The sequence below is a fragment of the Pseudomonas sp. NFACC51 genome (assembly GCF_900103575.1).
Taxonomy (GTDB): domain Bacteria; phylum Pseudomonadota; class Gammaproteobacteria; order Pseudomonadales; family Pseudomonadaceae; genus Aquipseudomonas; species Aquipseudomonas fluorescens_Q.
This window is the reverse complement of sequence record NZ_FMXH01000003.1, coordinates 439,318-455,484: the sequence shown is the minus strand read 5'-3', so window position 1 is coordinate 455,484 and position 16,167 is coordinate 439,318. Positions and strand designations below refer to the sequence as shown.

The following is a 16,167-nucleotide window of genomic DNA, read 5'->3' as shown; positions in this document are numbered from 1 at the left end:
GAATTGCAGTGAAACGCTCACAAAGGTTCACAGCACGACCCGACAAATCTCCTTACAATCACGCCTTTGTTAGCTGCCTAAGCAAGGATTCTGCATGCAAGCCGCCAACCCGCGTCGCGGGTATATCCTGGGCCTGAGTGCCTACATCATCTGGGGTCTGTTCCCGATCTACTTCAAGGCCATCGCCAGCGTGCCGTCGGTGGAGATCATCATCCATCGGGTGCTGTGGTCGGCCCTGTTCGGCGCGGCGTTGCTGCTGGTCTGGAAACACCCGGGCTGGTGGCGCGAACTGCGGGACAACCCACAGCGCCTGGCTATCCTCGCCCTGAGCGGGACGCTGATCGCAGCCAACTGGCTGACCTACGTCTGGGCGGTGAACAACGAGCGCATGCTCGAAGCCAGCCTGGGTTACTACATCAACCCGCTGGTGAACGTATTGCTGGGCATGTTGATCCTCGGCGAGCGCCTGCGCCGCATGCAGTGGTTGGCGGTGGGTTTGGCGGCGGTCGGTGTGGCGCAGCAGGTCTGGCAAGTGGGCAGCCTGCCCTGGGTGTCACTGGTGCTGGCGCTGACCTTCGGCTTCTACGGGTTGATCCGCAAGCAGGCACCGGTCAAGGCATTGCCGGGGCTGGTGGTAGAAACCTGGATGCTGGTGCCGATCGCCATCGCCTGGTTACTGTTCAATCCCACGGCCACCAGTGCCCAGGCGGCATTCTGGACCACCTCCGAAGCCTGGTGGCTGGTGGCGGCAGGCCCCGTGACGCTGGTGCCGTTGGTGTGCTTCAACGCCGCAACACGGCATTTGCCCTACACTACCATCGGTTTTCTCCAGTACATCGCGCCGACGCTGGTGCTGCTGCTCGCCGTGATGCTGTTTGGTGAGCACCTGTCGTCCAGCACACTGGTGGCGTTCCTGTTTATCTGGGCCGGGCTGGCGGTGTACAGCGTCGATGCGGTGATCAGCATGCGTCGGCGCAGCTGATCAAAAAACGCACAAACCTCTACAGGCCACGTCTGGCGTGGCCTGCGCTCATCCTTCCCAAGGTTATCCACAACGTGATCCCCGCCGTTTGTGCACAAGCCCTTGAAAACTGATGATTTTTTGAGCATTCCTCGCCGAGGCCCGGCGGGCTTGGGCTGGAGCCGGGTCTCTACAGGTTATCCACAGGCAGACGCAGTTTTTCCTTGGATAACCTTCGTCACGCTTCGTCGCTGAGCTTGAGCTCCACCATCAACTCATCGGCCAGGGTCTCCAGGCGTTCCTGCAACGTCTCCAGCGACAGGGTCAAGGGCACCCCCAGGATCGCTTCGGCGTGGAACAGCAGCTCGCTGCTCATCGGCGCCGGCCGGACGTAAGTCACCAGACGCTCGACATTGACGCCCTGCTCGCTCAACAGCCGGGTGATGTCCCTCACTATGCCGGGACGGTCGTTGCCCACCAGCTCCATGGTGATGGGTTTCCAGGTGCAGGACTCCTCAAGGGCGCTTTCAGCGATCAACACGCGGATGTCGTAAGTCGATAGCCCCTGCAAGGCTTCGATCAGTTCCTCATGGGCCTCGGCGGGAGCGCCGATTCGCAAGATCCCGGCAAACTGCCCAGCCAGGCGCGACATGCGGCTTTCCAGCCAGTTACCGCCGTGGTCGGCGATGCAATCGGCAATGCGCTCGACCTGCCCGGGCTTGTCCGGGGCGAAAACAGTGATGACGAGGTGGTCCATGGCGCAGTCCTCTTGTTGGGGAAGGGACAGTATAGGCAAGCCATGAATCGGCACCGCCCTGCTTTCGTGGCGAGGGAGCTTGCTCCCGCTGGGCTACGCAGTAGCCCCCCCTAAACAGGGGAGCGCTTCGCACTCCAGCGGGAGCAAGCTCCCTCGCCACGGGACAATGTGTACATTAATTAGATTTATCTGGAACAATGATCCGCTTTTTTGAGAACATCCTATACCGCGCCGTGACTGTACTGCTTTAGTCGGTCGCGGAACGACGCAATTAGTCTAATTTTCACAACCGCAATTGATCATGTAGTATGCCGCAGCGAGCACTACATAACGTTGTACCGATGTCTGCTTAAGGCGCAGTCGCATCCCTGAAAAGCCCCGTCAGCAAGGCTTACCACCCAGCCGCCAGCGATGGCATGTACTGGTTCCGGGGTTTGTGCTTTAAATGTCCCGAGGCTTCATTGTCAAAATCGAAGAGCTGAAAAGCGAAATAGCTGAGCAGAGTGAGGCAAGCAATGACTGAACACGTTCAAGTCGGTGGCCTGCAGGTCGCCAAAGTCCTGTTCGACTTCGTGAATAACGAAGCCATTCCCGGAACCGGCCTCACCGCCGACGCGTTCTGGGCCGGTGCCGACAAGGTCATCCACGACCTGGCGCCGAAGAACAAAGCCCTACTCGCCAAACGCGATGATTTCCAGGCGCGGATCGATGCCTGGCACCAGGCCCGTGCTGACCAGGCCCACGACGCCGTGGCTTACAAAGCCTTCCTGCAAGACATTGGATACCTGCTGCCAGAAGCGGCGGATTTCCAGGCTACGACCCAAAACGTCGATGACGAAATCGCCCGCATGGCCGGCCCGCAGCTGGTGGTGCCGGTGATGAACGCCCGCTTCGCCCTCAACGCATCGAACGCCCGCTGGGGTTCGCTGTATGACGCGCTGTACGGCACCGATGCCATCAGCGAAGCCGATGGCGCGGAAAAAGGCAAAGGCTACAACAAGGTCCGCGGCGACAAGGTCATCGCCTTCGCCCGTGCCTTCCTCGACGAAGCCGCGCCCCTGGCGGCCGGCTCCCATGTCGACTCCATTGCTTACAAAATCGTCGACGGCAAACTGGTGGTCACCCTCAAGGGCGGCAGCAACAGCGGCCTGCGTGACGATGCCCAGTTGATCGGCTTCCAGGGCGATGCCTCGGCACCGACCACCGTGCTGTTGAAACACAACGGCCTGCACTTCGAAATCCAGATCGATGCCAGCACCCCGGTCGGCCAGACTGACGCCGCTGGCGTCAAAGACATCCTGATGGAAGCCGCGCTGACCACCATCATGGACTGCGAAGACTCGGTCGCCGCCGTCGATGCCGATGACAAAGTGGTGATCTACCGCAACTGGCTCGGCCTGATGAAAGGCGACCTGGCTGAAGAAGTCGCCAAAGGCGGCCAGACGTTCACCCGCACCATGAACCCCGACCGTGTCTACACCGCCGTCGACGGTTCGAGCGTGACCCTGCACGGCCGCTCGCTGTTGTTCGTGCGTAACGTCGGCCACCTGATGACCATCGACGCGATCCTGGACCAGCACGGCAACGAAGTGCCGGAAGGTATTCTCGACGGCCTGATCACCAGCCTGGCAGCGATCCACAGCCTCAACGGCAACACCAGCCGTCGCAACAGCCGCACCGGCTCGGTGTACATCGTCAAGCCGAAGATGCACGGTCCGGAAGAAGCTGCGTTCACCAACGAGCTGTTCGGCCGTGTCGAAGACGTACTGAACCTGCCGCGCAATACCCTCAAGGTCGGGATCATGGACGAGGAACGCCGTACCACGGTCAACCTCAAGGCCTGCATCAAGGCCGCCAGCGAGCGCGTGGTGTTCATCAACACCGGCTTCCTCGACCGTACCGGCGACGAGATCCACACCTCCATGGAAGCCGGCCCGATGGTGCGCAAGGCCGACATGAAAGCCGAGAAGTGGATCGGCGCGTATGAGAACTGGAACGTCGACATCGGCTTGAGCACCGGCCTGCAAGGCCGTGCGCAAATCGGCAAGGGCATGTGGGCGATGCCGGACCTGATGGCGGCGATGCTCGAACAGAAAATCGCTCATCCGCTGGCCGGCGCCAACACCGCATGGGTTCCCTCGCCGACCGCCGCGGCCCTGCACGCGCTGCATTACCACAAGGTCGACGTGTTCGCCCGCCAGGCCGAGCTGGCCAAGCGCGCGCGAGCATCGGTGGACGACATCCTGACCATCCCGCTGGCCGTCAACCCGAACTGGACGCCGGAGCAGATCAAGAACGAACTGGACAACAATGCCCAGGGCATCCTTGGCTACGTGGTGCGCTGGATCGACCAGGGCGTGGGCTGCTCCAAAGTGCCGGACATCAACGACATCGGCCTGATGGAAGACCGTGCGACGCTGCGTATCTCCAGCCAGCACATCGCCAACTGGCTGCGCCACGGCATCGTTACCCAAGACCAGGTGATGGAAAGCCTCAAGCGCATGGCGCCGGTGGTCGACCGCCAGAACGCCAGCGACCCGCTGTACCGTCCGCTGGCACCAGACTTCGACCGCAACATCGCCTTCCAGGCGGCGGTCGAGCTGGTGATCGAAGGCACGAAGCAGCCTAACGGCTACACCGAGCCGGTGTTGCACCGTCGTCGTCGTGAGTTCAAGGCAGCCAATGGGTTGTGATTGAGCAGCCGTGACAACGAAAAAAGCCCTGATCGAAAGATCAGGGCTTTTTCATTTGCAAATACATGAGCGCTTTTGTGGCGAGGGAGCTTGCTCCCGCTGGGCTGCGAAGCAGACCCTTTTCCAGCGTTCGGAATCTTATTGACCTGCACTGCGGTCGCTGCGCAACCGAGCGGGAGCAAGCTCCCTCGCCACAAAAGCACCCGATAGCGCCATTCTCACGACAGGCTAGAGATCCATCCCCAACTCATGCTTGACCAACCCCAGCAACTTGTCGGTATCGATCGGCTTGAGCAGAAAGTCCACCACGCTCAGGTGCATGGCTTCGATGGCGTCCTTCACGTCGGCATCGCCCGATACGATGATGATCGGCAGCGCCGCCCGCGGAGACTCGCGCACCAGGCGAATAAGTTCCAGCCCATCAACATTGCCCATCCGCAGGTCGGTGATCAACAGGCCGATCGATGGCTTGGTTTCCAGCATCTTGAGTGCCGTTTCACCACTGGCGGCGGTCATGCAGTGAATCCCGTCCAACGCCAGGATCTCCGACAGCAGCTCACGAGCGTCCTTGTCGTCATCGACGATCAAGACGCGCTGCGGCGGCAGGTCGGGTTCCAGCATGACGGCACTCAGCGCCTCGCGCTCGGCGTCACTCAAAATATCGTGGTCGGACATGGTGCTCTCTACGTTCTTTAAATCGATCCCCTGGCACAGTGGTCAGACATCGTTCTGCGGCGCTTCAATGTGCACTTCGTCGGATTTTTTTCCAAGAACATTTAATGAAGATTTTTCTGACGCTTGGCGTAGGTTTTTTCCGTAAGTTCACCCCTAGGCCGCGACCTAGACTTACGTCCAATGGGCACCCCGCTCTGAGGGGCCGACCATGGGAGAACAGATCGACCACAACAATTCAAAAAAGACTGCGTAATGGTTATGAAAAAAGCGGACGCCTTCACCCAGGCAGGGAAAACCGCGGTGTTGCAAAACATCCAGGGAACACTGCAGTTTCTCCAGCGTTTCCCACCGTTCAACCAGATGGAAAACGCTCACCTGGCCTATCTGGTGGAGCAATGCCTGCTGCGTTTTTATGCCCCGGGCGAAACCATCATCAAACCAGCCGACGGCCCGGTGGAGCACTTTTACATCGTCAAGCAAGGCCGGGTGGTAGGTGAACGTCCGCATACGGCCAAGGGTGGAACCGAGACGACCTTCGAAATCACCACCGGCGAATGTTTCCCCCTCGCCGCGCTGCTGGGCGAACGGGCCACGCGCACCGAACACCGGGCCGGCGAAGACACGTTCTGCCTGCAGTTGAACAAACTGGCCTTCATCAAGCTGTTCGCCCTGTCCGGCCCGTTTCGCGACTTCGCCCTGCGCGGGGTCAGCAGCCTGCTCGACCAGGTCAATCAACAGGTCCAGCAAAAGTCTGCGCAAACCCTGGGCACCCAGTATTCCCTCAACACGCGACTGGGCGAACTGGCGATGCGCCATCCAGTCAGTTGCAGCCCGGACACGCCGCTGCGCGAAGCCGTGAAGCTGATGCACGACCAGCAGGTCGGCAGCATCGTGGTGGTTAATGAACAGAAAGCTCCGGTGGGAATCTTCACCTTGCGCGACCTGCGGCAGGTGGTGGCCGATGGGGCCGGGGATTTTTCCCAAGCCATCGTAGGACACATGACTCAGGCACCGTTTTTCCTCTCGCCGGACCACAGCGCCTTCGATGCGGCCATCGCCATGACCGAACGGCACATCGCCCACGTCTGCCTGGTCAAGGACCAACGCCTGTGTGGCGTGGTGTCGGAGCGCGATCTGTTTTCCTTGCAGCGCGTCGACCTGGTGCACCTGGCCCGGACCATTCGCAACGCGCCCAAGGTGGAAAACCTCGTGGCCCTGCGCGGCGAGATCGGCCAACTGGTGGAACGCATGCTAGCCCACGGCGCGTCATCGACCCAGATCACCCACATCATCACCCTGCTCAACGATCACACCGTATGCCGGGTCATCGAGCTGACCCTGATCGACAAAGGTGACCCAGGCGTGCCGTTCAGTTGGCTGTGCTTCGGCAGTGAAGGCCGGCGCGAACAAACCCTGCACACCGACCAGGACAACGGCATTTTGTTCGAGGCCCGGGACGCCGCCCATGCCGCGCAGATTCGCGGCCTGCTACTGCCCATCGCCCAGCAGATCAACCAGAGCCTGGCCTTGTGCGGCTTCACCTTGTGCAAGGGCAACATCATGGCCGGCAACCCCGAGCTGTGCCTGTCCCGAGCTGAATGGGCCCGGCGTTTTTCGGCATTCATTCGCGAAGCAACCCCGGAAAACCTGCTGGGCTCGAGCATCTATTTCGACCTGCGGGTGGTCTGGGGCGATGAGCAAGGCTGCGAGCAGTTGCGCCGGCAGATCCTCGATCAAGTGGCCGATAACCGTTTGTTCCAACGCATGATGGCCGAAAACGCCCTGCGCCACCGCCCGCCCGTGGGCCGCTTCCGGGATTTCGTGCTGAGTCGCAAGAACGGCGAAAAAGCCACCCTCGATTTGAAAGTGCAAGGCCTGACGCCCTTCGTCGACGGCGCCCGTCTGCTGGCGCTGGCCAACGGCATCGAAGCCAACAATACCCTGGAGCGCTTGCGGCAATTGGTCGACAAGCAAGTGATCGAACCGCTCGATGGCGCAGCCTACGAAGAGGCCTATCACTTCATTCAACAGACCCGCATGCAGCAACATCAATTGCAAACCCGCGAGAACCTGCCCTACTCCAACCGCGTCGACCCCGACAGCCTCAACCATCTGGACCGACGTATCCTGCGCGAATCCCTGCGCCAGGCCCAACGCCTGCAAAGCAGCCTGACGCTGAGGTATCAGTTGTGAGCATTTTTTCCTGGTTGCGCCCAGCCCAACCAATGTTGTCCGAAGAAATGCAGAGGCGCCTGGAACGCCTGCCGGCGGCTTCAGCCTTGGGTGAATGCGATCTGCGGGAACAACGCTGGGTCGTGCTGGACCTGGAAACCACCGGATTGAACCTGAACAAGGACCAGGTGCTGTCCATCGGCGCGGTGGTCATCGAAGACGGCGCCATCGACTTCAGCCAGCAGTTCGAACGCACCTTGCAATGCGATAAACAGAAACTCGGACCCAGTGTGCTGATCCATGGCCTGGCGCCCAGCGCCATTGCCGCCGGCAGCGACCCGGCCGAGGCGCTGCTGGCGTTCATGGAGTTCGTCGGCGACAGTCCGCTGCTGGCCTTTCACGCGCCGTTCGATTCCCACATGCTCGGGCGCGCCTTGAAAGACTACTTGGGCTATCGCCTGCAGCATTCATTCCTCGACGTGGCGGACCTGGCCCCGATGCTTTGTCCCCAGGCCAACCTGCGCAAATCGGGCCTGGACGAGTGGATCGACTGGTTCAAGCTGCAAGTCTTCGACCGCCATAACGCCAGTGCCGACGCCCTGGCCACGGCAGAACTGGCGCTGATCCTGTTCAGCCGCGCCCGCCAGCAACAGATCCTGAGCCCGCTTGACCTGCAACAACGGCTGAGCCAATGGAAACGGCGGCAGCAAGCGCCTTCGCTTTGACTCACCTTGAAGATGAACACACTACCCTGTGGGAGCAAGCTCGCTCCCACGCAGAACCCGGCCTCAATTTCCTTATCCCACGCCGCCCGACCGGCGCCAATTGCTTTCCCGCCCCCGCCTCTGACACAATCGCGAACAATTCTCGTTACTTAAAACATCGGTGATGCTCCGTGTCGTCAGTCCCTAGCCCCCACAGTGATCTGGTTGGTGCGTTATACCGTGACCATCGTGGTTGGCTATTGGCCTGGCTGCGACGCAACGTGGCGTGTTCGCAACGGGCCGAGGACCTGAGCCAGGACACCTTTGTGCGCTTGCTGGGTCGCGAAGAGCTGAAGGCGCCCCGCGAACCGCGGGCGTTTCTGGTGGCCATCGCCAAGGGCCTGTTGTTCGATTATTTCCGTCGAGCGGCACTGGAGCAGGCCTACCTCACCGAACTGATGCTGATTCCCGAGGCCGAGCAGCCCTCGGTGGAAGAACAGCAAATCATTCTCGAAGACCTCAAGGCCATCGATCGCCTGCTTGGCAAACTGTCGAGCAAGGCCCGCGCAGCCTTCCTCTATAACCGCCTCGACGGCCTCGGCCACGCCGAAATCGCCGAGCGCCTGGGGGTTTCGGTGCCGCGCGTACGGCAGTATCTCGCCCAAGGCATCCGCCAGTGCTACATCGCACTTTATGGTGAGCCGACATGAGTCAGGCCCATGCCAAACCGGTCTCGGCCAGCGTGCTGGATGCCGCCATTGCCTGGCAGCTGTCCCTGGACTCGAGCAGCGCCCAGGAACGTGAAGCCTTCGCCCAATGGCATGCCGCCGACGAAGAACACGCCCGGGCCTGGCGACAGCTGGGCATGCTTGAGCAACGCTTCAGTGTGGCCAACGGGCCGGCGCGCGCCGCGTTGCTGCAATCGCGGGTGAGCATTCGTCGCCGGATACGCAAGGTCGGCAGCGGCCTGGCCAGCGTTATCGCGGCCATCGGCCTGGCGCTGTTTGCCGGCGATCGTTACCTGCCGCTGGATTACTGGCTGGCCGATCAGCGCACCGCGACAGGCGAACAGCGCACCCTGCGCCTGGACGACGGCACGCTGATCAACCTCAACACCCACAGTGCCCTGGACGTGCGTTTCGATGACAAGCAGCGCCGCATCGTCCTGCAGGAAGGCGAGATCCTGGTTGAAACCGGTCACGACGACCCGCGTCCGTTCATCGTCGAGACCCGTGAAGGCCGCCTGCGCGCCTTGGGCACACGATTCCTGGTCAAGCGTGAAGACGAAGGCACGCGCCTGAGCGTGTTGAAATCCGCTGTGGCGGCGCATCCCCAGGCCACGGACCAGGAACAGATCCTGCGCGAAGGCCAACAAGTGCTGATGCGCCGCGACGGCCTCGGGCCGACCCTCGCCTTGAACCCCGGCGCCGATGCCTGGACCCGCGGCATGCTGGTGGTGGATAACGCCCGTCTTGAAGATTTGGTCCATGAGCTGGGGCGCTATCGTCGCGGCTACCTGGGTGTGGAGCCGCAAGTGGCGGATTTGCGCATCACCGGCAGTTTCCCGCTGCACGACACCGACCTGGCCTTGACCGCCCTGCTGCCGACCTTGCCGGTGCAGGTCGGATATCACACGAAGTGGTGGGTGGTCGTGGAACCGAGGAACGGGGCCAAGCCCTGAGGGATGTTGTGTCAGGCAGGCCGCCTTCGCGGGCAAGCCCGCTCCCACAAGGGGATGGCGGCGCACACAATATTGCGGGCGACCCGGTCAAAAATGTGGGAGCGAGCCTGCTCGCGAAGCGGCCACCCCACACACCACAAAACCCAGGCCGATCTAAAAACTGAATCTAAATTATTTTCATCCAGCCCTATCACTTTTCAATTTTCATCCGGCACCCAGGCAATTGAGAAATATTTCCATTCAGGAGCCGCCGTATGTCCCGCCCGCTAGACACCCTGTTGCGCCCCAGCCTGTTGGCAATCGCCATTGCCTTCGCCACTCCCTTCGCCAGCGGCCCGCTACTGGCCGCCGAACAGGCCTCGAGCGTGCGCACCTACAACCTGCCTGCCGCGCCACTGGCCAGCACCTTGAACCAGATCGCCAGCCAGGCTGGCCTCGCCCTGAGCCTGAATCCGTCTTTGGCCTCGGGCAAGACCTCGGCCCCGGTCCAGGGCCAGTTCGACGCCACCGGCGCATTGCGCCAGGCCTTGCGCGGCACCGGCCTGCAACTGGAACAAAGCGGCGCCGGCACCTACAGCCTGGTGGCTGTACCTGAAGGCGTCATGGCCCTGCCGGAAACCAGCGTGATCGGCGCCGGCGTCAGCGAAACCGCGTGGGGCCCGACCGAGGGCTACGTCGCCACCCGCACTGCCGCCGGCACCAAGACGGATACGCCGATTGTCGAACTGCCGCGCTCAGTTTCCGTGGTCACGCGCCAGCAGATGGAAGACCGTTCGGTCCTCAACCTCAATGACGCCCTGCGCTACACCGCCGGTGTGCAGAGCAGCGGCTACGGCTCGGATTCGCGCAACGACTGGCTGTTGGTCCGTGGCTTCATCCCGACCCAATTCCTCGATGGCCTGCCGCTGCCCAAGGGCAACTACATCACGCCGAAAATCGAGCCCTGGAACCTGGAGCGCATCGCCGTGCTGCGCGGCCCGGCGTCTTCGGTCTACGGCCAGACGCCACCTGGCGGCATGCTGGACATGGTCAGCCGTCGCCCGCAAGCCGAGAGCAGCCATGAAGTCGAATTGCAGGCCGGCAGCTACGAACACAAGCAGATCAATTTCGACAGCACCGGCAAGGTCGATGACGAAGGTCAGTTCCTCTATCGGCTCAGCGGCACCGTACGTGACAGCAATTCCCAGGTCGATCACATCCCGGACAAGCGCTACAACCTCGCGCCGAGCCTGACCTGGAACATCAACGACGACACCCGCCTGACCTTCCTGTCCCAGTACACCCGCGACGACACCGGCATCACCGGGCAGTTCTTGCCGCTGCAAGGCACCAAGCTGTCTTCGCCGGCGGGCAAGATTTCCCACCACAAGAACCTCGGCGATCCGGATTGGGAATTCTACGACCGTACCTACTACGCCCTGGGCTACAACTTCGAACATCGCCTGAACGACACCTGGCAGTTCCGCCAGAATTTGCGTTATACCAAGAGTGATCTGGAGTCCCAAGGCATCACCGCGGGAACATTTCCTCCTGATCAAGCAGTAAGCCCCGACGGTACAGTCAAGCGCAGCGCCGGGATTGTTGACGAAGACATCAGCCAGTTCGCCGTCGACAACAACTTCCAGGCCGACTTCCAAACGGCAAGCCTGAGCCACACCTTGCTGCTAGGCCTGGATCACCAGCGCTCCAACAGCAATTCGCGTTGGCTGTGGGGTTCCACTGGTGTTCCCGACAGCAATATCCATAACCCGATCTACGGACAGGACTTTTCCAACGTTCAGTATTTCACCATGTACGACTACAACCAGAAGACCCAGCAAACCGGTCTCTACGTCCAGGACCAGATCGCCCTGGACAACTGGCGCCTGACCCTCGGTGGTCGTGAGGACTGGATCCACACCGGCACCGAGTTCCACAACCAGGCCGGTGCGACCAACACCCAGCGCGACAAGAAATTCAGCGGCAACGCGGCGCTGAGTTACGTCTTCGATAATGGGGTGACGCCGTACATTTCCTTTGCCCAGTCGTTCCAGGCGGCGGCGGGTTCAACCGTCAACAGCACCGACGCGTTCAAGCCGACCGAAGGCGAACAGTACGAGGTGGGCATCAAGTACCAGCCGCCCGGCACCAAAACCTTGCTGACGGCGGCGGTGTTCGACCTGACCCAGCAGAACAACTCCGTCACTGAAAACAACATCACCCGCCAAGTGGGTGAAGTACGAGTACGCGGCCTGGAACTGGAGGCGTCCGGTGACGTGACCGACAGCCTCAAGCTGATCGGCTCATACACCTACAACGACAGCGAAATCACCAAAGGCACCGTGGCTGAAGAAGGCAAGCGCATGACCCAGGTGCCGCGTCACCAGGCCACAGCCTGGGCCGATTACACCTGGCACAACGGCCCGCTGGACGGTTTCGGTGTCGGCGCGGGTGTGCGTTATGTCGGCGACACCTATGGCAACACCACCAACACCGATTGGGGCCACGTCGGCTCCTATACCGTGTATGACGCGTCGGCCCATTACGACCTGGGGCGCCTGAACAACTCGCTCAAAGGGGTATCGGTGGCGGTGGACGCAAAAAACGTCTTCAACAAGGACTACCTGTCCACTTGTGACGGTTCCTACTGCTACTACGGCGACCAACGCAACGTCGTCGCCAGCGTGAATTACAAATGGTAAACGGTTAGCATTTGCAAAACCTTTTGAGGGCACGCCGCTGAGTGCAATGTTACTCGTCGAAGTGAATGGATCCGTGGCGAGGGAGCTTGCTCCCGCTTGAGTGCGCAGCGCTCATACAAGAGGGGCTGCTGCGCAGCCCAGCGGGAGCAAGCTCCCTCGCCACAATGGATTGGCGCCTTGAGTCAATAGTGTGCTCGCCGCAAACGGCCTTTTTGCATTTGGAACCATCATGAAAAGCAAAACCATCCGCCGCTGGTCCTTCGTCCACACCTGGACCAGCCTGATCTGCACGGTGTTCCTGCTGATGCTGGCGATCACCGGGCTGCCGCTGATTTTCCATCATGAAATCGAACATCTGCTGGGCGACGCCCCCGAGTTCCGGGAGATGCCTGCCGACACGCCACACCTGGACCTCCAGCAATTGGTGGAAAAGGCCAAGGCCCATCGTCCGGGTGAAGTGGTCCAGTATTTTGGCTGGGACGAAGACGAGCCCAACGGCATCTTCACCATCATGGCGCCGACACCGGACACCGAGCCCAACTCCTCCCATACCTTCATGCTCGATGCGCGCACCGGCGAGGCCCTGGAAATGCCCTCGGCCAACGGCGGTTTCATGATGGTCATGTTGCGCCTGCACGTGGATATGTTCGCGGGTTTGCCGGGCAAGTTGCTGCTGGCGTTCATGGGGCTGTTGTTCGTGATCGCCATCGTTTCCGGGGTGGTCCTGTACCTGCCGTTCATGCGCCGGTTGAAGTTCGCCACGGTGCGCCAGGACAAATCCACGCGCCTGCGCTGGCTCGACCTGCACAACCTGATCGGCGTGGTCACGCTGGTCTGGGCGCTCACCGTTGGCGTCACCGGCGTGATTGCCGCGTGCGCCGACCTGATCATCGCCGCCTGGCGCAACGACAGCCTCAGCGCCATGGTCGAACCCTATCGCAACGCCCCGCCACTGACGCAATTGGCTCCGGCTACCCGCTTGCTCGACATCGCCAAGGACGTCGCGCCGGGCATGGAACCGAGCTTCATTGCCTTCCCCGGCACATTGTTTTCCAGCCAACACCACTACGGCGTGTTCATGAAAGGCGGCACCCACCTGACCTCGCATTTGCTGACGCCGGTATTGATCGACGCCAGCACCCTGGAGGTCACCGCCGTGGCCGAGCGGCCGTGGTACATGGATGTCATGAGCCTGTCCCTGCCACTGCACTTCGGCGACTACGGTGGCCGGCCGATGCAGATCTTCTGGGCCACCCTCGACGTGCTCACCATCATCGTCCTCGGCAGCGGCGTCTACCTGTGGCTGGTGCGGCGTAAAGCGGCCAAGCGCGCAGCCGTCGGCACGGAGGTCGTCTCGTGAGGCCTCGGCAGTCGAGTTTCTGGAAGGTGTTTGGTATTCCCGTGGTGATTGGCGTACTGAGCGCAGCAGGGTTGTTTTCGGCGCTGCTGGGCGATGGGATGTGGGATGCAGTGGCCTGGGTGGGCCTGGGGGTTCCGACGGTGCTGGGGACCTGGGGATTGCTCAAGCGCGGATAAGCTCAGCCGGACGCGGCCACTCGCCAGCCGCACCGGAACTGTCTAGGCTAAGTCCTGCCCGCCAATCGAGGAGACTTTGCATGTCCACCCCCAGCATGACGCTGTTCCACAACCCCGCTTCGCCTTTCGTTCGCAAGGTCCTGGTGCTGCTGCACGAAACCGGTCAGCAGGATCGCGTGGCATTGCAGCTCAGCCAGCTCACGCCGGTCAAGCCGGATCGGGCGCTCATCGATGACAACCCGTTGAGCAAGATCCCGGCCCTGCGCCTGGCCAACGGCAGTGTCATCCACGACAGCCGGGTCATTCTCGATTACCTCGACCACCAGCACGTCGGCAACCCGCTGATCCCCCGCGATGGCGCGGCCCGCTGGCGGCGCCTGACCCTGGCCTCCCTGGCCGACGGGATCATGGATGCGGCGGTGATGATCCGTTACGAAACCGCGCTACGCCCGGCGGAAAAGCACTGGGACGACTGGCTCGAGGCGCAGCGGGACAAGATTCGCCGCGCCTTGGGCATGCTCGAAGCCGAGGCGATTGCCGAACTGGCCTGCCACTTCGACGTGGCCTCCATCAGCGTGGCGTGTGCCTTGGGCTACCTGGACCTGCGCCATCCCGACCTTGAATGGCGTAGGGCCCATCCACAACTGGCGGCGTGGTTTGCCGAGGTCAGTTTGCGGCCATCAATGCTTGAAACAGTGCCCCGGGTCTAACGCTGCACAAGCTGTGCCGGCCTCATCGCGAGCAGGCTCGCTCCCACATAGAATCGTGTTGCACCTTGTGGGAACGAGCCTGCTCGCGATGGCAGCGCACCGGATCCAGCGGGAACAACCCGGCAATGCGCATCACCAACACTTCGCGCACTCGCTGATCCTCACGCAACCCGAGCGACCGGCTCATTTCACCTCTCCCAGATCAAAGCTCATCGCCGCCGCCGGCTTCGCGCCAACCCCGTACCAGTCCAGCTTGCGGGTCAGCACCATGAACACCCCCAGCAGGCCGAACAGCAACAGCGAACCCATCAACAACGCGTAGTCCTCTGCGCTCAACAAGCCGTAGAGCAAACCGTACAAGCCCGCCAGCCCCGCCGAAAATCCCAGGCCATGGCTGACGCTGCGCAGCACATGGCAGACATAGAAGCCGATCAGCAATACACAGGCACTGGCCGACGCCAGGTAGGCCAAGGCGAAGCCAATGTGCTCCGACAATGACAGCAGCAACAGGTAAAAGAACGCCAGCGCCACACCCACCAAGGCGTACTGCACCGGATGCACCGCCAGGCTCTTGAGCACTTCGAAAAGGAAGAAGCCGGCGAAGGTCAGGGCGACGAACAGCAACGCATATTTGATCGCCCGGTCGCTCTTGAGGTACTGGTCCACCGGGTCGATGAAACTCACACCGAAGGCCCGGCTGCGGAACGCTTCACAACTGTCGCTTGGTTCGCAGGCTTGCAGTGTTTCCAGAAGGTTGGTGGAGAAAAACGACGTCTGCCAGTCGGCACTGAAACCCTGCTCATTGATCTCGCGATTGGTGGGCAGGTAGTTGCCAATGAAGCTGGGATGTGGCCAGTCGGCCGACAGGTGCACCTTGGTGGATTTGCCCACTGGCAGAATCTGGAACTCGCCGGTGCCTTGCAGGCGCAGGTCAAAACCGAAGGTCAGCTCAGGGCCGCCCTGGGCGGTGATCATTGGCAGCGGCACATGCACACCCTGCCCCAGCCAGCCGAGCCGCGAGCCAGGCAGGAAGTCGACGGTCTGTTGGTTCAGCGTCAGCGTCAGCGCATTCTCGATGCCGCGAATATCGCTGATGCCGACGCTCAGGTATGGCTCGTCGAAGCGGTAGTCGGCAAAGTCCTTGGCAGCGACACCGTAGCGCTCAGGCACCTTGAAGCGGCCATCGATCCGGTTATCGGCATGGAATAAACGCGCTTCGTAGATGCCCCGGGCACGGGTTTCGGTGCGGACCTGGCCGTCGAGTTCAAACTGCTCCGGTAAAAAATACAACTCACCTGCTCGCTCGACGGTTTCCAGGAAACGCACGCCGGTCTTCTCGTTGGTATTCCAGACCTTCACGCTCTTGCGAAACGGCACCACGATCATCGGCCCGATCAGTTGCTGGTTGTAGCTGGAGCTGCGGGCGATGTCCTGCAGCACACCGTCACGCAGTTCCTGGCGCTCATCAATGAGCCCGTTGATCATCAACAACGGGACCATCAACAAGAGAATCAATAGGGCGATCATGCCCAGTTTTATGGCGAGACTGCGGTTCATGTGGGGCTCTCCCTGTTCGAATGAGGGAGAGTCTGGAGTG

At 61.4% G+C, this 16,167-nt stretch carries 14 protein-coding genes; 10 read left to right on the top strand and 4 right to left on the bottom strand.

The window, feature by feature from the left end:
• The first annotated feature begins 94 nt into the window (after positions 1–94).
• Positions 95–982 (top strand): EamA family transporter RarD, encoded by an 888-nt coding sequence (gene rarD / locus BLT00_RS09010; protein WP_063324072.1) that lies wholly within the window; start codon positions 95–97, stop codon positions 980–982.
• 217 nt (positions 983–1,199) lie between these two features.
• On the opposite strand, the gene BLT00_RS09005 is transcribed toward rarD, so the two are convergent.
• Complete coding sequence (locus tag BLT00_RS09005; RefSeq protein ID WP_072342365.1) at positions 1,200–1,718, bottom strand: glycine cleavage system transcriptional repressor; 519 nt, start codon at positions 1,716–1,718, stop codon at positions 1,200–1,202.
• A 515-nt stretch (positions 1,719–2,233) separates the two neighbouring features.
• Here BLT00_RS09005 and BLT00_RS09000 point away from each other — a divergent pair.
• Entirely contained in the window at positions 2,234–4,411 is a 2,178-nt protein-coding gene (locus BLT00_RS09000) for a malate synthase G (RefSeq protein ID WP_092146355.1), read from the top strand.
• Positions 4,412–4,639: 228 nt separating this feature from the next.
• Here BLT00_RS09000 and BLT00_RS08995 read toward each other — a convergent pair whose 3' ends face one another.
• On the bottom strand, positions 4,640–5,086 hold the full coding sequence (locus BLT00_RS08995; RefSeq protein WP_003206256.1) for a response regulator: 447 nt from the start codon (positions 5,084–5,086) through the stop codon (positions 4,640–4,642).
• Between the two features lie 258 nt (positions 5,087–5,344).
• Between BLT00_RS08995 and BLT00_RS08990 the strand changes: the two genes are divergently transcribed.
• The 8 genes from BLT00_RS08990 (at position 5,345) to BLT00_RS08955 (ending at position 14,570) form a co-directional block, all read left to right on the top strand.
• Entirely contained in the window at positions 5,345–7,279 is a 1,935-nt protein-coding gene (locus BLT00_RS08990; protein ID WP_305882106.1) for a putative nucleotidyltransferase substrate binding domain-containing protein, read from the top strand.
• Positions 7,276–7,983 (top strand): 3'-5' exonuclease, encoded by a 708-nt coding sequence (locus tag BLT00_RS08985; RefSeq protein ID WP_092146351.1) that lies wholly within the window; start codon positions 7,276–7,278, stop codon positions 7,981–7,983. Before BLT00_RS08990 ends, BLT00_RS08985 begins: the two co-directional genes overlap by 4 nt.
• Positions 7,984–8,153: 170 nt before the next feature.
• Complete coding sequence (locus BLT00_RS08980; protein ID WP_046064522.1) at positions 8,154–8,672, top strand: RNA polymerase sigma factor; 519 nt, start codon at positions 8,154–8,156, stop codon at positions 8,670–8,672.
• On the top strand, positions 8,669–9,643 hold the full coding sequence (locus BLT00_RS08975) for a FecR domain-containing protein (protein WP_092146349.1): 975 nt from the start codon (positions 8,669–8,671) through the stop codon (positions 9,641–9,643). The genes BLT00_RS08980 and BLT00_RS08975 overlap by 4 nt, the downstream gene beginning before the upstream one ends.
• Before the next feature lie 254 nt (positions 9,644–9,897).
• Positions 9,898–12,324: a TonB-dependent siderophore receptor gene (locus BLT00_RS08970; protein ID WP_092146347.1), complete on the top strand. Its 2,427-nt coding sequence runs from the start codon at positions 9,898–9,900 to the stop codon at positions 12,322–12,324.
• A 229-nt stretch (positions 12,325–12,553) separates the two neighbouring features.
• On the top strand, positions 12,554–13,684 hold the full coding sequence (locus BLT00_RS08965) for a PepSY-associated TM helix domain-containing protein (protein WP_092146345.1): 1,131 nt from the start codon (positions 12,554–12,556) through the stop codon (positions 13,682–13,684).
• Complete coding sequence (locus BLT00_RS08960) at positions 13,681–13,860, top strand: hypothetical protein (RefSeq protein ID WP_063324064.1); 180 nt, start codon at positions 13,681–13,683, stop codon at positions 13,858–13,860. The genes BLT00_RS08965 and BLT00_RS08960 overlap by 4 nt, the downstream gene beginning before the upstream one ends.
• Before the next feature lie 80 nt (positions 13,861–13,940).
• Positions 13,941–14,570: a glutathione S-transferase gene (locus BLT00_RS08955; RefSeq protein ID WP_092146343.1), complete on the top strand. Its 630-nt coding sequence runs from the start codon at positions 13,941–13,943 to the stop codon at positions 14,568–14,570.
• 22 nt (positions 14,571–14,592) lie between these two features.
• Here BLT00_RS08955 and BLT00_RS31825 read toward each other — a convergent pair whose 3' ends face one another.
• Positions 14,593–14,757 (bottom strand): hypothetical protein, encoded by a 165-nt coding sequence (locus tag BLT00_RS31825; protein WP_170862082.1) that lies wholly within the window; start codon positions 14,755–14,757, stop codon positions 14,593–14,595.
• Positions 14,754–16,127, bottom strand: coding sequence for a cell envelope integrity protein CreD (gene creD, locus BLT00_RS08950; protein WP_092146341.1), 1,374 nt, complete (start codon positions 16,125–16,127; stop codon positions 14,754–14,756). Before creD ends, BLT00_RS31825 begins: the two co-directional genes overlap by 4 nt.
• Positions 16,128–16,167: the final 40 nt, after the last annotated feature.